This is a genomic window from Acidovorax sp. Root275 (assembly GCF_001428965.1).
In the GTDB taxonomy this organism is placed as follows: Bacteria; Pseudomonadota; Gammaproteobacteria; order Burkholderiales; family Burkholderiaceae_C; genus Acidovorax; species Acidovorax radicis.
The window spans coordinates 193,434-212,814 of sequence record NZ_LMJH01000005.1 but is presented as its reverse complement, the minus strand read 5'-3'; the positions used below and the strand labels follow the sequence as shown (position 1 = coordinate 212,814).

Annotated in this window: 13 protein-coding genes; 9 read left to right on the top strand and 4 right to left on the bottom strand. The window is 65.2% G+C overall.

Going from position 1 to position 19,381, the window contains the following annotated elements:
• On the bottom strand, positions 1 to 1,266 hold a 1,266-nt coding region (locus ASE52_RS09100; protein ID WP_241776965.1), incomplete at its 3' end, for a PAS domain-containing protein.
• A gap of 284 nt (positions 1,267 to 1,550) precedes the next feature.
• On the opposite strand from ASE52_RS09100, the gene mutS reads away from it, so the two are divergent.
• Complete coding sequence (gene mutS, locus ASE52_RS09095) at positions 1,551 to 4,169, top strand: DNA mismatch repair protein MutS (protein ID WP_057225560.1); 2,619 nt, start codon at positions 1,551 to 1,553, stop codon at positions 4,167 to 4,169.
• Between the two features lie 73 nt (positions 4,170 to 4,242).
• On the opposite strand, the gene ASE52_RS09090 is transcribed toward mutS, so the two are convergent.
• Positions 4,243 to 5,451: a lipase family protein gene (locus ASE52_RS09090; protein WP_241776964.1), complete on the bottom strand. Its 1,209-nt coding sequence runs from the start codon at positions 5,449 to 5,451 to the stop codon at positions 4,243 to 4,245.
• A gap of 319 nt (positions 5,452 to 5,770) precedes the next feature.
• Between ASE52_RS09090 and ASE52_RS09085 the strand changes: the two genes are divergently transcribed.
• From ASE52_RS09085 to ASE52_RS09050, 8 genes are all read left to right on the top strand, one after another.
• Complete coding sequence (locus tag ASE52_RS09085; RefSeq protein WP_010459683.1) at positions 5,771 to 6,598, top strand: proteasome-type protease; 828 nt, start codon at positions 5,771 to 5,773, stop codon at positions 6,596 to 6,598.
• Between the two features lie 64 nt (positions 6,599 to 6,662).
• Entirely contained in the window at positions 6,663 to 7,475 is an 813-nt protein-coding gene (locus tag ASE52_RS09080; RefSeq protein ID WP_057225556.1) for an alpha/beta hydrolase, read from the top strand.
• A 142-nt stretch (positions 7,476 to 7,617) separates the two neighbouring features.
• Positions 7,618 to 8,439: a carotenoid biosynthesis protein gene (locus tag ASE52_RS09075; RefSeq protein WP_057225553.1), complete on the top strand. Its 822-nt coding sequence runs from the start codon at positions 7,618 to 7,620 to the stop codon at positions 8,437 to 8,439.
• Positions 8,440 to 8,492: 53 nt separating this feature from the next.
• On the top strand, positions 8,493 to 9,911 hold the full coding sequence (locus tag ASE52_RS09070) for an oxygenase MpaB family protein (RefSeq protein WP_241776963.1): 1,419 nt from the start codon (positions 8,493 to 8,495) through the stop codon (positions 9,909 to 9,911).
• Between the two features lie 44 nt (positions 9,912 to 9,955).
• Positions 9,956 to 11,710, top strand: coding sequence for a diguanylate cyclase (locus tag ASE52_RS26425; RefSeq protein ID WP_057225592.1), 1,755 nt, complete (start codon positions 9,956 to 9,958; stop codon positions 11,708 to 11,710).
• Positions 11,711 to 11,856: 146 nt separating this feature from the next.
• Positions 11,857 to 13,581 (top strand): diguanylate cyclase, encoded by a 1,725-nt coding sequence (locus ASE52_RS09060; RefSeq protein ID WP_241776966.1) that lies wholly within the window; start codon positions 11,857 to 11,859, stop codon positions 13,579 to 13,581.
• Complete coding sequence (locus ASE52_RS09055) at positions 13,578 to 15,404, top strand: diguanylate cyclase (protein WP_082606825.1); 1,827 nt, start codon at positions 13,578 to 13,580, stop codon at positions 15,402 to 15,404. The genes ASE52_RS09060 and ASE52_RS09055 overlap by 4 nt, the downstream gene beginning before the upstream one ends.
• 110 nt (positions 15,405 to 15,514) lie before the next feature.
• Positions 15,515 to 16,999 carry an FAD-binding oxidoreductase gene (locus tag ASE52_RS09050; protein WP_057225547.1) on the top strand — a complete coding sequence of 495 codons (1,485 nt, stop codon included), beginning with the start codon at positions 15,515 to 15,517 and terminating at the stop codon, positions 16,997 to 16,999.
• Between the two features lie 47 nt (positions 17,000 to 17,046).
• On the opposite strand, the gene ASE52_RS09045 is transcribed toward ASE52_RS09050, so the two are convergent.
• Both ASE52_RS09045 and ASE52_RS09040 read right to left on the bottom strand, forming a co-directional pair.
• A complete protein-coding gene (locus ASE52_RS09045) occupies positions 17,047 to 18,378 on the bottom strand; it encodes a diguanylate cyclase (protein ID WP_057225545.1) in 1,332 nt (443 codons plus the stop codon).
• Positions 18,379 to 18,557: 179 nt separating this feature from the next.
• On the bottom strand, positions 18,558 to 19,313 hold the full coding sequence (locus ASE52_RS09040) for a MipA/OmpV family protein (protein ID WP_140426201.1): 756 nt from the start codon (positions 19,311 to 19,313) through the stop codon (positions 18,558 to 18,560).
• Between the last annotated feature and the right edge of the window lie 68 nt (positions 19,314 to 19,381).

The following is a 19,381-nucleotide window of genomic DNA, read 5'->3' as shown; positions in this document are numbered from 1 at the left end:
CAAGGCGTCAAAGAAGGCCAGGCGTTCGATCTCTTGTTCTGCTCGCTTTCGGTCCGTGATGTCCATGGTGAAACCGTGGGACACCACCGAGCCATCGGGCTCGCGGTGGGGTATCGCATTGGTCATGTGCCAGCGCACGCTGCCGTCGGGCATGCGCACGCGGTACTCGCACTGCCAGGGCACCAGCTTGCGCACCGAGGTGATCGCAGAGCGCTGCACCTGCGGCAGGTCTTCAGGCAGCACGCGGTGCATGAGCACGCCATGGTCGGCGGTCACCTGGCTCGGTTCCACACCCATGAAGTCGCGCACCGCATCGCTGATGTACTGCACGCTGGTGCCACCGTCCGCATGCAGGCGGTACTCGTAGATGAAGCCCGGAATGCGGCTGGCAATGCGCTGGATGAACAACAGCTGCTCGCGCAGCTGTTCTGCGGCGCGGTGCTCGTCCGTCACGTCCTGCACCACCCCCATCACCACCTGCACGCCGTCGCGCGGCAGCGTACGCTGCACGCGGGACCGCATCCAGCGCACTTCGCCATCGGGGCGGCGCCAGCGGTACTCCACATCCAGTCCGGCACCTGGCACGCGGGGCGTGTCAAATACATGGCGGTCCTCGGGCAGGATGCCACTCACAGCGCGCTCAGGGTCCACCCATTCCTGCTGCTCAAAGCCCGCGATATCGCACAGGCCCGGGGACCACAGCAGCACCGTCTCGCCGGGGTCTTCAATGCGGCGCCAGTGGCCAGTGCGTGCCAGGCTCTCCATGGTATTGAAAACCTCGGTCTGCTCGCGCAGTTCGCGGCGCACCTCTTCCAGGGCACGTTCGGACGCTGCCAGCGCGGCACGCAAGGTCTCGGCCTCGGTGGCATCGCGCACGGTGACCACAATACAGTCCGTGGTCACGCGGCGGGCAGACAGGTCCCAGGCCAGCAGCAGCCGGCCCGGCTCGCGCACCACTTGGCGGCATTCGAGCGGCGCGCCCACGCGGGCCACGCCCTGCAACTGGTCCATGAGGGGGGTGCCCGCCAGCAGGTCGAACACCTCGCAGGCGTCAGCGCCTGGGTTGCGCACCGCGCCCAGGCCGGGCATGCGCCGTGCGGCAGCGTTGGCGGCCAGCAGCAGCAGACGGCCGTGCTGCAACCGAAATTCCATCAAGGCCACCGGAACGGCGTCGACCAGCGCTTGCAGACGCGCCTGCGCCATCGGCTCTATGTGGCCCTCGCCGATGGGGGCCAGGAGATCGGTCAACAGTTCGGACGAGATCACGGTCGCTCTGAAACCTTTGAAGCCTGCGGTGGGTATGAATCCCGCCTGGGCAAGGCGGGGCCGACGGTCACAGTCAATGCGCCAGCATACAGGCAAGAGTATGTCAAAACGTAACAGTCATTGAAAACCTGTGGCATTTACCCGAGGGAAAACCCGAGACCCCCGGTACGGCACGTCGATGACCATGCGCACCTCTTGCACCGGGCTCCGACACCTGCCGCGCGCAGTGAAACCGACCGGGGGCGAACTGCTACAGTCCACGCCTCATTTCCCGGCCCCCCAGCATGTCCGACACGCTTGAGCACCACACCCCCATGATGCAGCAGTACCTGGCCCTCAAGGCCGGGTACCCCGAGACGCTTCTGTTCTACCGCATGGGTGACTTCTATGAGGTCTTCTGGCAGGACGCAGAAAAGGCGTCGCGTCTGCTCGACATCACGCTCACCCAGCGCGGCCAGTCGGGCGGCCAGCCCGTGCTGATGGCGGGGGTGCCGTTCCATGCGCTGGAGAACTACCTGGCGCGCCTGATCAAGATGGGCGAGTCGGTGGCCATTGCCGAGCAGGTGGGCGAGGTCGGCGCGGCCAAGGGGCCGGTGGAGCGCAAGGTGGTGCGCGTGGTCACGCCCGGCACGCTGACCGATACCGAGCTGTTGTCCGACAAGTCCGAATCGCTGCTGATGGCGGTGCACCAGGCCCCGCGCGCGCGCTGCGGCCTGGCCTGGCTGAGCGTGACACAGGGCCGCGTCTTCCTGGCCGAATGCGCGCACGATGAACTCGGCGCCTGGTTGGCCCGCGTGGCGCCCAGCGAGCTGATCTACAGCGCGGGCGTGACCGAACGCTTCGAGCAACACCTGCAGGTGCTGCGCCAGGGTGGCGCCTTCACCTGCCCCGTGAGCCCCCGCCCCGACTGGCAATTTGACAGCGCCTTGGGCGAACGCAAGCTGCTTGAAAACCTGGGCGCCGCAAGCCTGCAGGCCTGGGGTGCGCAAGACCTGGGCGAGGCCCACGCCGCCGCCGCCGGGCTGCTGACCTATGCCGAGCACACGCAGGGCCGCACCCTCACCCACGTGCACAGCGTGCAGGTGCAGCGCAACGACGACCTCATCGACCTGCCTGCCACCACGCGCCGCAACCTGGAGCTGGTCAAGACCCTGCGCGGCGACGATGCGCCCACGCTGTTTTCGCTGCTCGACACCTGCATGACTGGCATGGGCAGCCGCCTGCTCAAGACCTGGCTGTTGGAGCCGCGCCGCGACCGCGCCGAGGCGCGCCAGCGCCTGTCGGCCACCACCGCGCTGCGCGGTGCGGGCGGCGCCGGTGGCGGCAGCGGCCCCTGGGCCTTGCTGCGCGGCGAACTCAAAGGGGTGAGCGATGTGGAGCGCATCACCGCCCGCATCGCCCTGCGCCAGGTGCGCCCGCGCGAGTTGGTGGGACTGGGCAAAACGCTACAAAAAGCAGAGCTTCTAGCGCTTAATGGACAAGCGCTGGAGCCCTATTTGATTCAAATTTTTAGCCATCTGCAGCCGCCCGAGGGCTGCACCGGCCTGCTGCAGGCCGCCATCGCCGAAGAGCCCGCCGCCCTGGTGCGCGACGGCGGCGTGATCGCCAACGGCTTCGACACCGAGCTGGACGAGTTGCGTGCCATCCAGACCAACTGCGATGCCTTTCTGCTGGATCTGGAAACCCGCGAGAAGGCGCGCACCGGCATCCCCAACCTGCGCGTGCAGTTCAACAAGGTGCACGGCTTCTATATTGAAGTGACCGGCAGCCACCTCGACCGCGTACCCGACGACTACCGCCGCCGCCAGACGCTGAAAAACGCTGAGCGCTTCATCACACCCGAGCTGAAAACCTTCGAGGACAAGGCCCTGTCGGCCAACGAGCGTGCGCTGGCCCGCGAGAAGTGGCTGTACGAACAGATCCTCGACCAGCTCCAGCCCCACGTGCCCGCCCTCACCCGCCTGGCCCAGGCGCTGGCCACGCTGGACGTGCTGTGTGCGCTGGCCGAGCGCTCGCTCACGCTGAATTGGTGCGCGCCGCAGTTCGTGCCCGAACCCTGCATCGAGATCGAAGGCGGCCGTCACCCAGTGGTCGAAGCCCGCCTGGCCGAGACATCGAGCGGCAGCTTCATCGCCAACCACACGCGGCTGAACGCCAACACGCGCATGCAGGTCATCACCGGCCCCAACATGGGCGGTAAATCGACCTACATGCGCCAGGTCGCGCTCATCGTGCTGCTGGCCAGCATGGGCAGCCATGTGCCCGCCGCCAGTTGCCGCCTGGGTCCCATCGACGCCATCCACACCCGCATCGGCGCGGCCGACGACCTGGCCAACGCGCAGTCCACCTTCATGCTGGAGATGACCGAGGCCGCCCAGATCCTGCACGCGGCCACGCCCCACAGCCTGGTGCTGATGGACGAGATCGGCCGGGGCACCAGCACGTTTGACGGCCTGGCCCTGGCCAGCGGCATTGCCACGCACCTGCACGACAAGACCCGCGCCTTCACGCTGTTTGCCACGCACTATTTCGAGCTGACCGAGTTGCCTGCCAAGGCGCGCCACGCGATCAACATGCATGTGAGCGCCACCGAGAGCGGGGCGGACATCGTGTTCCTGCACGAAATCCAGCCGGGACCGGCCAGCCGCAGCTACGGCATCCAGGTAGCCAAGCTGGCCGGCATGCCGTCGCCGGTGCTGCACCACGCCCGCCATGCGCTGGCAGCGCTGGAAGAGCGCGCGGGTGAGGATGAGTTGCAAGTGGACCTGTTCGCCGCCCCCGAGGTGCCCGAGGGCGCGGGCGCCAGCCCGCTGGAAGCTGCGCTGGCAGGCATCAACCCCGATGCGCTGAGCCCGCGCGAGGCGCTGGATGCGCTCTACCAGCTCAAGAAGATGGCGGGCTGACGCAGCAACACAAACCCCACCGCTGGCGGGCGAAGGACGACCACCGTCCCGCGCCGCAGCCGACCTGTCCGGCTCAAAGGTCCTGCGCCACCGGCGCCAGCTGCCCCAGCATGAAGGTGATGAACGGCGGCACACATTGCAGGTGCCCGGCCACCGGTTGTGCGCGGCACTCGGTCAGGCTGACCAGGTCGCCCGCACCGCGGTCCTGCATGGCGCGCACGGTGCTGACCGAGCTGGCGTAGGGTACGGTGCGGTCATCGCGACCGTGGTACAGGCGTACAGGCACGTTGGGTTTCCAGTCGTAGACGTTGCTGGCGCTGGCGAGGGCCAACACGTCGTCGGCCAGAAAGTAGTCGATGAAGCGCGTGTCATAGGCCACGTCGGCATCGCCCGGGATCAGTGCGCGCAGCAGCAGGCGGCGCACCTCACGTTGCACGCTGCTGCCCAGATGGCGCAAGAAACCAGGGTTGATGAGTGCGCCGATCACCGGCTGTTCTTGCCGCACCAGGTCCACCAGGCCATCCATGGTGGTCTGCACGTTGTAGGGCCCCGCGCCCGCCACCACCATGCGCAGCTGCTGCAGATGGGGCGATCCGCCCGCCTGCAGCGCGCGGTGCGTGGCCATGGTGACGTAGCCGCCTTCGGAGTAGCCGGTCAGAAAGAGCTGCCCGTTGTCCTCCACGTTGGCCTGGCCGCGCCAGGTGCGGGCGGCGGTCAGAAAATCCGCTGTGGCGGCGGCCGAGGGCGCCGCCAGCAGATAGGGGTGGGGTGTGCCCTTGGAGGCCCCAAAACCCACGTAGTCGGGCGCCAGCACGATATAGCCCAGAGACGCGAGCACCACCGACACCTCGGACGCCACCGCGTTGTTGCTGGGCGCCTCGGCGTCTCGGAAGATGGTGCCGTGCTGGTAACTGAGCACCGGGCTCTTGGCGCCGGCTGGCTTTTGTGGAACGCTGACGAGACCCGAAGCGCGCACCTCCTTGCCGTCGGCATCGGCAGTGAGGTATTCGATCCGGTAGGAGGTGACGTTGTAGCGCGGCACCACATCCTGGGCCAGCGACTCCTTCGCGGCCAGCGCTGCGGCGATGCCAGCGGCCGGCACCGTGCCAAGCAGGGCGGCGGATTCGAGCTGGCCGGAACGCACCGGTGCGGGGGGTGGGGCCGGAGGGTTGCCGCCATCGCCGGGGTCTTCTGCGCCGCCCCCGCCGCAGGCCGCCAGCAATACAACCAGGGCCAGCGCGCAGGCGCGGCGGGTTGCAGACAAGATCAGTGGGTTCAACACGGCAAGGCCCCTCCAGGTGAAGCGACGGATGATAGAAGCGGCGGACATCCGCCGCCTGGCCCGGGAGGAATAGCCCTTTGGCCCCGGCGATGGACGTCGCCTTGCCCGCCGCTGCGGCCCAGGACAGCCGCGAACGGCCGGGATCAAATATTTTTGATAAAAATGGCTTCTAGCGCTTATCTGCAAATCATTTATTGCTATCAATTTTGAATATCCGCGATTGGACACTGGATAGCCGTCCCGCACTACCTCCCACGGGGGTGTTCCCACGCCGGACTAAACTCGCGGGTTCCCCTCTTCCAACGACCCCACTCCGCTCATGACGTATTGCGTCGCCATCAAACTCAACGCCGGGCTGGTTTTCCTGTCCGATTCGCGCACCAATGCCGGCCTGGACCAGATCAGCTCTTTCCGCAAGATGATGGTCTATGAGAAGGCGGGCGACCGCTTCATGGTGCTGCTGTCGGCCGGCAACCTGTCCATTTCACAGTCGGTGCGCGAGATCCTGCAGACCGAGCAGCTCAAGGACGGTGATTCGGGCGAGACGATCTCGATCTGGAACGCCAAGAGCATGTTCGACGCGGCCCGCGTGCTCGGTGCTGCGGTGCGCCATGTACATGAACGCGACGGCGCGGCACTCAAACGCTCGGGCGTGGACTTCAATGTGTCCATGGTGTTCGGCGGCCAGATCAAGGGCGAGGGCATGCGCCTGTTCCAGGTGTATTCGGCCGGCAACTTCATCGAAGCGACCTCCGAGACGCCTTACTTCCAGGTCGGCGAATCCAAATACGGCAAGCCCGTGCTCGACCGGGTGCTCACACCCGAAACCCCGCTGGACGAAGCGGCCAAGTGCGCGCTGGTGTCCATGGACAGCACGCTCAAGTCCAACCTGTCGGTGGGCCTGCCGCTGGACCTGGTGGTGTACGAGGCCGACAGTTTCTCGACCTCGAAAGTGGTCTGCATCGACGAGAACAACCCCTACTTCCGCATGTTGCACGACAGCTGGGGCCAGAAGCTGCGCCAGGTGTTCGACAGCATCGAAGACCCGGCCTGGGGCGGGGGCGCAACCACCGTCCCCATCATGGTGAACCCGGCCCGCAGCAAGCCGCTCAAGAAGATCACCAACCACACCGACAAGCTGATCTGATTCCTCTGACGGCGGGGTTCGCTCTGCCGCCTTACCTGCAACCTGGTTCCCCGCCGGCCCCCCCATGCTCCCCATTGTTTTCTCGCACGCCAACAGCTTCCCGGCCAGCACATACCGCGTGCTTTTCAAGCACCTCAAGGCCCGGGGGTTCGAGGTCAGCGCGGTGGAACGCTACGGACACGACCCCAAATACCCGGTGTCCAACAACTGGCCGCACCTGGTGCAGCAGCTGGCGGACTTCGCCACACCCCAGGTGGAGCGCCTGGGCCAGCCCGTATTCCTGGTGGGGCATTCGCTGGGCGGCTTTCTGAGCGTGATGGCCGCAGCCCGCCACCCCCACCTTGTGCGCGGTGTGCTGTTGATTGACTCGCCCCTGCTGGGCGGCTGGAAGGCCAACGCGGTCGATGTGGCCAAGCGCACCCAGGTCGTGGGCTCCATCTCGCCGGGCAAGGTGAGCCGACAACGGCGCTTCAGCTGGGCCAGCAACGAAGAGGCGCTGGAACACTTCCGCAAGAAGAAGGCTTTTGCGCACTGGGACCCCGAAGTGCTGGGCGACTACATCACCCACGGCCTGGTAGACCACGACGGCAAGCGCGTGCTGGGCTTTGACCGCGCGGTGGAAACCGCCATCTACAACACGCTGCCCCACAACCTCGGGCGGCTGCTCAGCGCCCACCCGCTGCAGTGCCCCGCCGCCTTCATCGGTGGGCGCGATTCGGACGAGATGCGGCAGGTGGGCATGGCCATGACGCTGCGCATCACCGAGGGACGCACCATGATGCTGGACGGCAGCCACCTGTTTCCCATGGAGCAACCCGTGGCCACGGCGGCGGCCATTGAGGCAGCGCTGCTCAATCTGGCGGCGCTGAACCCTTGAACAGGTTCTTAAGCCTGCGGCATAACACCAAAACAACCGCGAAAAGCGCTGAAAAATGCGCTGATGCTCCGGACACACACGCAGCGCCAATTCCGGGTCCATCCCCTACACTGGGGGTTTGTTACAGCGTGATACACCCAACATGCCTGCACAGACTCCATTGGCTGCGCCCCTTCCGGCGCTGAGCTTTGCCCTGCTGGCCGCCTTTCTGGTGGCAACCGCCGTACGCACCCACAACGACACCACCATCGCCATCGTCACGGCGTCCATCCTCATGTTTGCGTGTTGTTGGGCCAGCGCCACGCACCTGCTGGGTGCGCGGCCCGCACTGCATCTCGTCCTGATCGCCGTCAGCTTTGGCTGGTTTGCCGAACAGATGGGCAGCACACACGGCTGGTTTTTTGGCCACTACACCTACACCGATGTGCTGGGCCCGCGGCTGGTGGGTGTGCCCATCGTCATTCCCATGATGTGGTTCGCACTGACCTATGCGGGCTATGTGATCAGCAATCTCATCGTCTGGCAGTCGCCGGTGGACGGGGCACCAGGACTTGGCAATGCCGCCATGCTGTCGTTTCTGGCAGCGATGATCGTCACCGCGTTCGACCTGGGCGCTGACCCCTACTTCGTCTACACCCTCAAAGCCTGGATCATGGCCAAGACCGATGGCGCCTGGTTTGGTGAAACGGTGCAAGGCTTCTTTGGCTGGGTGTTCGTGGCCTTTGTGATCATCTTCAGTTTCCGCATGTCTGTCCGCAAACTGGCGCTTCGCCCCACCAGCCCATTTCTACGCCGCCATGCGTTGGTGCCACTGGCCATCTATGCATCGGGCATGGTGTTTCAGATGCTCCTGGGCAATCCGGTGGAAATCCGCTCGATTGCCCCGTTTGCCATGGGCATCCCGTTGCTGTGCGCCCTGGCCGGCTTTCAGCGCTGGCGCGCGATGGCGGAGGCCGCAGCATGAACCACGGCAACACACTCCCACACCCGCCACTGCCTGATTCTGAATTGGCAGCCATGCAGCACCACGCCGACCCGCTGGCCGACCAGACCATCGCCGACATCCTGGGCGACTGGCCCGAAGGGGACGTAGCGATGGACGCACCGCAATGGGCACGCATCGACACCGTGAACCGCCTGTTCAGCCAGTGGGCAGACAACGCGAGCCTGGTGGGCTGGGCCGCTGAGGGCGAAGGGGTGGATGCGGCCATGTCGAAGGCGTTGAACCACTATGTGCAGACCGCCCAGGTGCTGCCGCCCTGGGCCGATGCCCGCAAGATCGAGCGCGCCGAGAAGCTGTTCATGGAGCACGGAGCACTGTCATGCATCCTGCTGTTCTGCGCCAGCCTGCCCGAGTGTTATGTGATTCCCGACCTGTCGAGCGTGCTGCACACCTCGGGCCAGCTAGAGCAGAACGCCGAGTACCGCATCCGCTCCACTGCCGCGATGATTTTCCCGGTAATGATGCACGGTGGCCTCAGCCAGCGTGGCGCGGGCGTGGCGCAGGTGCTCAAGGTGCGGCTGATCCACGCCACCATTCGCAACCTGATCCTGCACGGTAGCCCCCAAAGCGCGGTTGCGCAGTTGCTTGCAGGCGGTCCGGGGCATATAGCGCCGCAGGCTCTGCGGACAAAAGGCGGGCGCCAGGCCATGTTTCAGACACTGTATGCGCGCGGCTGGAACCTGAAAGGCGACGGCCTGCCTTGCAACCAGGAGGAGCTGGCCTACACCTTGCTCACGTTTGGCTATGTGTTTCTGCGCAGCCTACGCCGCCTGGGCATTGGTTTGCGTACGGCCGACGAAGAGGCGTATCTGCATGCCTGGAACGTGGTGGGCCACATCCTCGGCATTGAGCGCTCGCTGATGGTGGATACCATGGACGAAGGCAAGGCCCTGATGGCGCGCATGCAGGCCCGGGGCCGTGCGGAGCCCGTCACGCCCGATCCCCGTCCTGCCTTGGGCCGGGCCTTGATGCAGACCATGGAGAACTCGCTGCCCTGGAGCATTGTGAAACCTTTCCCAGAACTCATGACCCGCTACCTGTGTGGGCGCGACACGGCCAGCGACCTGGGCCTGACCCAGCCCGTGCCTTGGCCGTCGGCGCTGCTGTTCTGGGGGGTGCTGCTGGTGGCGCGGGCCCTCGACGTGGTGGCGCGAATGGTGTTGCCGCGCTTTTCCATCGTGCGTGCGCTCACCCGCATCCTCGGGTACCACTTCATGAGCCGCGTGCTGATGAGCCAGACCCGGCCCCTTCAGCTACCCACCGAGCTGCTCAACCAAGTGGACGAGGTGGTACACGGCTGGAGCGATGACCCCCACGCCCCCCGCTGGATCAACCGGATTGAAGACCGGTTGACGACACACGGCAGTTGGAGCCCGGGGCTGGCCCGCCAAGCACAGGCCGCGCAGGCTGACCAGGCACAGCAACCCACATAGCCGTTGTTTGCAAGCCGATGCACCCGCAGCTCTGCACCCTCCTGATGCTGACCCGGCTTTGGCGCACGCATTGCGCCGTGGCAACCACGCTGCTGTGGCTGCTCGTTTCCATGGCCCTGCCCCTGGGCGCGCGGGCGGGCGAGCCCCTGGTGCTGACGCAGGAAAGGCCACAAGTGAATGCCTGGGAGGCCATCACGCTCAAGGCAGACCCCACGTACCAGCTCTCGGTGCAAGACATGCTGGGCCGTCTGGACGAATTCGAGGCGCCCACCCAACGTGGCGGCTCGCTGGGCCTGCACAAGGCGGCAATGTGGCTGCACATCCCCATCATTGCGCCCGAGGCGCCGCGCACCCCGTGGGTGGTCAATATCGGCTACAGCTCGCTGCGAACCGAGATGTACCTGACCAGCGGTGGCCAGGTTCTACAGCAGGTCCGCACAGGCCCCTCTGAGCAGGCGCAGCCGTCCAGCCGCACGCCCGCGATGGCGTTCGACCTGCGGGCCGGACAGCGTTACGACCTGTTGATACGGGCGCAGGCTGCCGGGCCGCTGATCCTGCCCATCACAGTCAGCGAAATGCCCCATCACATGCGCCACGCGCTGGGCGAGCAGATGCTGCAGGGCCTGCTCAACGGGCTGGCGTTCTGCCTGTTGGCCTACAGCCTGATCCAGTGGGTCACGCAGCGCGACCGCATGTTCGGCTTTTATGCGCTGGTGGTGCTGGGCAGCGCGGGCTTTTCGTTGCAGTTCTTCGGCATCGGTCCGCAGTATCTGTGGCCGGGCAATCCGTGGATGGACCGCTATTCAGGCCCGGCAGCGGGGCTGACCGCCCTGGCGGGCTCGTTTCTCTTCCTGGGCCACACCCTGGCCGACAACACGCAAAGCAGCCGGTACGCGCGAACCATGCGCGCGGGCGCGGTGATCACGGCCGCAGTCTGCGCAGCCCTCATGCTCGGCGGGTTGAGCGTGCCCATTGCCATCGCGTTCATGAGCCTGGCGGGGCCCCTGCCTTCCCTCATCAGCCTGCCTGCGGCCATTGCGCGGGTGCGCCAAAAAGACCCCATTGGCACCACCCTGCTGGCAGCCTGGATCGCCTTTGGAGTGGCCGCCGGCGTGATGGTGTGCCTGGTCCAGGGCTGGGTGCCCGCGAACTTCTGGACGCTGCACTCGTTCCAGTTCGGCGCCACGATTGACATGCTGCTGTTCTTTCGCGTGCTGGGCCTGCGCGCCCAGGCCGCCAAGACACAGGCCCAGGAGGCCATGCGCGAACGCGACCTGATGCACTCGCTGGCCCACACCGATCCCCTCACGGGTCTGAGCAACCGGCGCGGCCTGCAGCATGCCCTGCATGCCGCGCTGGCCCAGTGTTCGCCGCAGCGGCTGGTGGCGGTGTACCTCATGGATCTGGATGGGTTCAAGCCCGTGAACGACGCGCATGGCCACGATGTGGGGGACGATTTGCTTGTGGCCGTGGGCATGCGCCTCCAGGCCAACGTGCGGCACCAGACCGACCTGGTGGCCCGGCTGGGGGGCGATGAATTCATCATCATGGCCCGCGATCTGACCACGCCCGAGCAGGCCGAAGAGCTGGGCCGCTCGCTGTTGCGGGCCTTCGAGCAACCTTTCACGCTGAACCACCTTTGCATCCAGGTGGGGCTGACCATCGGGTACGCACTGGCTCCCCTCGACAGTGACGACCCCCAGGGCCTGCTGCGGCACGCAGACGCGGCGATGTACGCGGGCAAACAAGGCGGCAAGCACTCGGTGCGGCGCATCACCCCGACACCGGCGCTGGCGTGATGATGGTGCACCGCAGTCCCTTGCCCTCCTGGCCCCCGCTGCACATGGTCTGCGCAGCGCGCCCGCGTTGGCAAGTGGCTGCGCCGCGCAGACACGTCCCCCCGTCCCGCTTGTGGTGGCGCCTCGTGATCTGGCTTCTGACACTGATGGTGGTGATGCTGATGCTGGCAACGCCCGCAGCACAGGCGGCTGACCAACGCCCCCTCGTGCTGCCGGACGACGCCCGCCCGCTTAACGCCTGGTCGGTGGCCACGTTGCTGGCAGACCCATCGTTGCGATGGGGCGTGCAGGACGTGCTGGGGCGTTTGCCGGACTTTGCGGAGCCTCCCAGCCGCGGCGGCAGCCTGGGCGTGCGCAAGGAAGCCATCTGGCTGCGGGTGCCGCTGGTGTCGCCAGTGGACTCGGGCAATGAATGGATCGTCAACATCGACTTCGCCGTGCTCAACGAGGTCGATATCTACCTGACCACCCAAGGCCGGGTCGTGCAACACGCGGCCCTGGGCAACTTGCGACCTTATAGCCAGCGCCCGCTGCGCGGCCGCACACCGGCGATGACGCTCGACTTGGCAGCGGATGCGCCGTATGAGCTGCTGATCCGGGTGCAGACCTCGGGCGCCATGCTGCTGCCCATCACACTGAGCAAGGCGCCCTATCTAGTGCACCGCTCGCTGCGGGAACAGATGTTTCAGGGCATCCTCGCCGGACTGGCGGTGTGCCTGGTGGTGTACAGCCTTGCACAATGGCTCAGCCAGCGCGAAAAGCTGTTCTTCTACTACGGCGTGCTGGTGGTCGGCAGCGCTGGTTTTTCACTGCAGTTCTTTGGCATAGGCACGCAGTTCCTGTGGAGTGACAACCTCTGGATCGAAGTCCACGCGGCGGGCGCATCAGGACTGCTGGCGATCGCGGGATCGTTCTTCTTCATGGGCCATGCGCTGATGGGCCACCAGCCACGCAGCCGCTTCCTTCAGGTCATGAAGATCGGCGGCGTGGTCAGCCTGGTCCTGCTCGCAGCTTTCCTGTTGGACTTGATCGGTACCCGCACCACTACCGCCATCATCAGCGTTCTAGGGCCCTTGCCTTCATTCATCAGCCTGCCCATTGCAGTGGCGCGCCTGCGCAAGGGCGACTCCGTCAGTTCCACGCTGCTGGCTGCATGGGTCGCTTACTTTGTTGCGGCCGTGGTCATGGTGTGCCTGGTCCAGGGCCTGCTGCCGGTCAATTTCTGGACGCTGCACTCCTTTCAGCTCGGAGCAGCCGCCGACATGCTGCTGTTCCTGCGGGTACTGGGGCAGCGCTCGGCCGCCTTGCGTGCCGCCGCATCCGATGCACTGCGGGAACGCGACGCCATGCGCTCCCTGGCCTACACCGACTCACTCACGGGCTTGCCCAACCGCAGAGGCATGCAACTGGCCTTGCAGTCGGCACTCGCCACATGCGGTCCCGATCAACTGGTCGCCGTGTATTTGATGGATCTGGATGGGTTCAAACCGGTCAACGATGCCTATGGGCACGATGTGGGCGACGACTTGCTGGTCGCCGTGGGTCACCGCCTGCAGGCCAGCGTACGCCACCAAACCGATCTGGTCGCCCGGCTCGGGGGGGACGAGTTCATCGTCATGGCCCGCGATCTGGCAAGGCCCGAACAGGCGGAGGAGCTGGGCCGGTCCTTGCTGCAAGCCTTTGAGCAGCCGTTCGTGCTGAGTCACCTTGCGCTGAAGGTGGGACTGACCATCGGATACGCCATCGCGCCGGTGGACAGTGATGATCCGCAGCAGCTGATCCGCCTCGCAGACGCGGCCATGTACGCTGGCAAACAGAGCGGCAAGCATTCCATTCTTCGCAACCAGGGCGACCTCGCACTGTCGTCATGATGCAGGCGCACACCCTACGCCCCTGGCGGGTTCTGCCCCTGTTGCAGCGCCGGGCTCCGGCCTTGTTCCGTGGCCTGGGCTGGTGCCTGCCATGGCTGCTGTTGGCCATGGCGTTGACGCTTGCAGGCCCAACACGTGCAACAGCGGCAACCCCACTGGAACTGCGCGACGACAGGCCTTCCATGGAGGCATGGCCCGCAGTATCGGTACTGGCTGATCCCTCGGGCACCCTGCTGGTGGAGGACATCCTGGCGTCGCTCTCGCGCTTCGAACCACCGCCGGGGACCAGCGGCACGCTGGGCGTGCGCACCGAGCCCGTGTGGTTGCACATCCCCGTGATGGTGTCGCCCAGCTCCAGCGGAGCCTGGGTGCTGGACATCGACTACCCGGTACTCCAGCGCATTGAGATATACCTCACCATCGACGGCCATGTGACCCAGCAGGCCACACTGGGCAGCCTGCAGCCCTACACCCAGCGCCCCCTGCGCAGCCGCTCTCACGCACTGGCGCTGAACATGCTGCCGGGGCACGCCTACGACGTGCTGCTGCGCGTTGAAACCCGGGGCGCCATGGTGCTTCCCATCACCCTGAGCAAACCCACCGAATGGCACAGCAAGGCCCTTAACGAGCAAATGCTGCAAGGCATCCTGACCGGCCTGGCGCTGTGCCTGATCATCTACAGCCTAGCGCAATGGCTCAATCTGCGGGACGTGCTGTTTATCCAGTATGCGCTGCTCATCACCGGCAGCCTTCTGTTTTCACTGCACCTGTTCGGCCTGGGCGCGCAGTATCTGTGGCGCGACATGCCCTGGATGGAGGTGCATGCCGCCAGCCTTGCAGCACTGGCCGCCACCTGCGGCTCCTTCCTCTTCATCAGCCAGGCCTTGGCGGGCGAGCGCCCAGAGAGCTGGCTGCGGCGCTGCATGCGCGGCGGCGCCGTGGTGTGCGTGGCACTCGCCGTTCTGTATGCGCTGGACGTGCTAAACACCCGTGCGGTCACCGGGATCGTCAGCATTCTGGGGCTGGTGCCGGCGCTCATGGGGATTCCAGGCTCTGTGCGCCGCGCCCGCAGGGGAGACCCCGTCGGCACGACCCTGCTGCTGGCCTGGCTGCTGTATTTCCTGGCCACCGCCACCGTCATCGGCGTGATCAGGGGGTGGGTGCCAGTCAACTTCTGGACCTTGCATTCCTTCCAGTTTGGGGCAACCCTCGACATGCTGCTCTTCATGCGTGTGCTGGGTCTGCGCACCAAGGCCCTGCGCATGGCAGCCGTGGACGCCAACCGCGAACGCGACGCCATGCGATCCCTGGCACACACCGACCCCTTGACCGGCCTGCCCAACCGGCGCGGCCTGAACATCGCACTGGCCTCGGCCCTGCCTCGGTGCGGGCCCGACAAACTTCTGGCCGTGTATGTGATGGACCTCGATGGTTTCAAACCCGTGAACGACCAGCATGGCCATGACGTGGGCGATGAGCTGCTGGTCGCGGTGACCCGGCGCCTGCAGGGCCATGTCCGCCAGAACGACGTGGTGGCGCGCCTGGGAGGCGATGAATTCGTGGTAATGACGGGCCACCTGGGCAGTGCACAGCAAGCCCAGGAACTGGGCCATAAACTGCTGGACGCCTTTCGCACGCCCTTCACGCTGGGGGATGTACAGGTGGAAGTGGGCTTGACCATCGGCTACGCGATCGCCCCGGACGACAGCAACGACGCCCAGGGCCTGCTGAAGCTGGCGGATGCAGCGATGTACAGCGGCAAGCAAGGCGGCAAATTCTGCCTTCGGCGCAATACGGGCGACCTGGCGCTGTCTTCGGCTTGAACACACAACGGATGCTCAGTGTCTGAGCAACAAGGGCCATTCCGAACTGGTCAAACGGCCGGGCTTCAGTTAAACACGGGACTTCGCGTTCTCACCAAGGATTGTTCACCATGGCCCATCGCAAAAGCCCCGCCCGCATTGCCAAAGACACCCGCATTGCGCATTTCCAGTCGCTGGCAGCCAGCCAGGCCACAAAGAATGCGCCCGGTGCAACCCTGACCTGGGATGCCGTGGCGGCACTGGAGGCCAAGCTGGTGGGCCGCATCGTGTTGCCGTCCAGCCCCGACTACAACGCTGCGCGGCAAGAATCCAACCCCGCGTTTCAGGCCTATCCCGAAATCATCGTGTACTGCGCGTGCGAGCACGACGTGCTCGAATGCCTTGCCGTGGCCCGCACCTACCAGGTATGGGTGGCCGTGCGCTGCGGTGGGCACAGCACGGCGGGCTACTCTGTCAACAGTGGCATGGTGGTGGACCTGAGCGATATGAGTGGCGTGGTACTGGACCCACCCCGCGCCCGCGTGCACGTGCTGCCAGGCACCGACTTCGACCATTTCAACGGTGCCATGAACCATACCGGTTGGCATGTGCCCACGGGAGCGTGTGGCAGCGTGTGCGTGGGAGGCTTCGTGCAGGGTGGCGGCTACGGCTACACGTCGCGGGCCTTCGGCATCCAGAGCGATGTGGTGGAGTCGTTCCGGGTGGCGCTTGCCAATGGCACCATCGTCACCGCCAGTGCCCAAGAGAACCCGGGCCTCTACTGGGCCATGCGGGGTGGCACGGGGGGCAATTTCGGCGTCCTGCTGCAGGTTACCTACCGCATGCACCGGCTTGACCAGGTGTGGGCCTGGGCCATCAGCTGGGATGCCGCGCATGCGGCTGAGGTTCTCACGACGATGCAAGCCCATTACATGAAAACCGGCGCACCCGATGCCCTGGGCTACATGATGAATCTGGGCTACCAGAACAGCACACCGGTTTATATGGTGCAAGGCATGTTCTGCGGCACACGCGATGAGGGCATGAAGGCCATTGCGCGGCTGATGGCGATACCAAGCGCACAGCTGCTGGTGGACAAGACGGGCACCTACCCCGACATGAACATCTGGCTGGAAGACCACCCCTACACCTTGCCAGACAACCTGCCGGACGGCGTGGCGGAAACCAAGGCCTGCGGCTACATCAGCACACCGCTGTCAACGTCGGACTGGCAACGCATCATCGAATACTTCAAGACCTCGCCAAACCCATGGTCACTGGCTTATCTGGAACCCTATGGTGGCGCAATCAACCGCTATCCCGTGGCAGACAGCGCGTTCATCCACCGCCATGTGGATGCGGATCTGGTGGTGGACGTGTTCTGGACCAATGCCACCGAACGAGCCCAGATGGAGGCTTGGCTCGATGGATTCATGAACCTGGTCAAGCCCTTCCTGAACGGGCACGTGTACCAGAACTACCCCGACGCAGGACTGCAGGACTTTGCCCAGGCCTACTGGGGCCCCGCGTACCCGCAGCTGCAACAGATCAAGGCCCAGTACGATCCCGAGAATTTTTTCCACTTTCAGCAGAGCATCCGCCTGCCCACGAAGTAGAAACAGGGCGGCAGGAACCGGGCGACAGGGGCCAAGAGCCCTTGAGCTCAAGAACCAGTAATTTCAGCGTAATGGAGCCGGCCCTTGCCCGCGCGCTTGGCGGAATACATCGCCTGGTCGGCCCGGTTCATCAGGGCATCAATGTCACCCTCCAGCGGGGGATGTACCGCGACACCGATGCTCGCACCGACAAACAAATCACGCCCCTCCACGGCCATGGGCTGGTGCAGGGCTTCGATGATGCGGTGGCCGATGGTGTCCGTCACATCGCGGGTGACATCCCGGTCCAGCATGACCAGGAATTCGTCGCCCCCCAGCCGCGCCATGGTGTCACCCGTACGCACGGTGCTGGCAATGCGTCGGGCAACAATGCGCAGCACCTCGTCCCCTGCGCGGTGGCCTTCGGCGTCATTCACGCCCTTGAACCCATCCAGGTCGATGAACAGCAATGCAACAGACCCGGCATTGCGCCGAGCCTGGGTCAAAGACTGTTCCAGGCGGTTCTGAAAAGCCGCGCGATTGAACAGTCCCGTCAGCGAATCGTGGTTGGCCAGGTAATGCTGATGGCGCGCAATCTGGATCTTTGCCGAGACATCCTGGACCAGCGCCATGATCGATGTGACCTGCCCCTGCGCATCGGTCAGCGCGGAGTTGAACCACTCGCAATGCACCTCGCTCCCGTCGTCCCGCACAAAGCAGGTATCCGCACGGTTCTGGGACTCCTGCCCGGACTGCAAGCGCTGCAAAGCACTTTGAAGCCCTTCGTCCTGGGATGATAGGTTCACAAGTTCTGTCAGCAACCGCCCCTCCAGCCCCGCGACATGCAGCCAGCCCATGAGCTGCACGGCGCGCTGCGAACAGTGCAGGAGCCTGAGGTTGTGGTCCATCTCCAGCACCGCAAGCGGGCTGTTTTCCATGTGGGAGGACAGCCGCTGGTTGGCGGCGCGCAGCGCATTCATGGTGACCTGCAACTCGTGGACGTCGAGCGCCGTGGTCAGGAAACCATCCACAAGCCCATGCCGGTTGTGCCAAGGGGTCAGGCAGATGGTGCGCCATTCATCAATACCATAGGGGGTGCGCAAAAGGCGCTGGTACTGCACCCGCTCGCCCTGCAGAACACGCTCGACAAAGGGCATGAAACGGGCGCAATCGCTCTCGCCATACACATCGACAAGAGATTTCCCAATCAGCTGCTGGGGCACTGTGCCGAACCATCGGGCGTATTCATCGTTGACATAGATCATGGTCAGACTGCGATCGACCACGGCCATGGTTGCACCGGCGCTGCGTGTGATCAGATCCAGCAAATCCGCCTTGGACCAGGAATCCTTGGCGGCGGCGTTGGGGGGCTGCGACAACTCAGGCTCGTCTTGCATCATGCGGCGAAAGCCCCGGCGGGGAAATGATCATCAACAGAGGAGGCAATCCAACGCCGCCATCCTTGGCGGTGGCCGCTTCGCATTGCCTTGCTACAGGTAACAGGGTGTCAACGCCAGCTTATCACTTTCGGCCAAAACCGTTGCCCACGCAAGCCGCAGGCGCCCACCGCAGAACGGCTCTAGCGGCAGCAGCGGTACGCCAGACCCACGGACACGGAATACCCGGTGGGTTCCACCGTGAGCGGGCTGCGGCGTGCATCACCCTTCAGTTGCGATACACGCGCCGCCCCGAGCACCACCCAGTGGCGATTGATGGCGGACATAACCTCCACGCCGGCGTCCACGCTGTAGAGGCCCGCGCCCGGATCAAAGGCCGGCAAAGCACCTGCACCGCCGGCAGGCACACCAAAATGGCCCCGGAGGTAGGTGTGATCCGCGAAGCTGGCACCGATCCCGAAGACCACCTTGGTTTGCTCCGTCACGGGCCATGTATAGCCTACGCTGGTGGACAGCTGCGCGCCGCCGTCGCGCCCCAGAATGTCTTGCGAGAGGCCCGCTCCCACCGACCAGCGTGGTGTCAATGCATAGCCTGCACTCACCCTCGCGCGCAGTGTGGACCGGACAGATGGCAGTCCCACCAGGATCGGGGCATCCGAGCCGTCCCGGCCTTTGTCGATGCGCAGCGATGCGCCCAGGTGGAATTGATCTCCCTGCGCCAATGTCGCACTGGCACCCGATTCGCGCGGGCCCAGCCCATGCCCCATGAAGGCACTGCCACGCGATGTACTCAGCCTGAAGCGTCCGTATTCAACAGCCCATGCAGGCCGCAGGCTGTTCTTGCGCCCGTCACCGCCCGCATAGTCCGGGCTGGAGCCAACAATGGCGCCCAGCGCATAGTTGAACAGGGGCTTGGGCGGCGCTTCGGGAGCAGGCACATCCTGAGCATGCGCCAAGGGCCCAGCACAAAGGCCCGCAAATATAGTGGCGCATGAAACGAGAGAAA

Bases quoted from the DNA above. Each gene is read 5' to 3' on its own strand.
- mutS (WP_057225560.1), top strand. From the start codon at position 1,551: ATGTCCGACACGCTTGAGCACCACACCCCCATGATGCAGCAGTACCTG.
- ASE52_RS09085 (WP_010459683.1), top strand. From the start codon at position 5,771: ATGACGTATTGCGTCGCCATCAAACTCAACGCCGGGCTGGTTTTCCTG.
- ASE52_RS09080 (WP_057225556.1), top strand. From the start codon at position 6,663: ATGCTCCCCATTGTTTTCTCGCACGCCAACAGCTTCCCGGCCAGCACA.
- ASE52_RS09075 (WP_057225553.1), top strand. From the start codon at position 7,618: ATGCCTGCACAGACTCCATTGGCTGCGCCCCTTCCGGCGCTGAGCTTT.
- ASE52_RS09070 (WP_241776963.1), top strand. From the start codon at position 8,493: ATGCAGCACCACGCCGACCCGCTGGCCGACCAGACCATCGCCGACATC.
- ASE52_RS26425 (WP_057225592.1), top strand. From the start codon at position 9,956: ATGCTGACCCGGCTTTGGCGCACGCATTGCGCCGTGGCAACCACGCTG.
- ASE52_RS09060 (WP_241776966.1), top strand. From the start codon at position 11,857: ATGGTGGTGATGCTGATGCTGGCAACGCCCGCAGCACAGGCGGCTGAC.
- ASE52_RS09055 (WP_082606825.1), top strand. From the start codon at position 13,578: ATGATGCAGGCGCACACCCTACGCCCCTGGCGGGTTCTGCCCCTGTTG.
- ASE52_RS09050 (WP_057225547.1), top strand. From the start codon at position 15,515: ATGGCCCATCGCAAAAGCCCCGCCCGCATTGCCAAAGACACCCGCATT.
- ASE52_RS09045 (WP_057225545.1), bottom strand. From the start codon at position 18,378: ATGATGCAAGACGAGCCTGAGTTGTCGCAGCCCCCCAACGCCGCCGCC.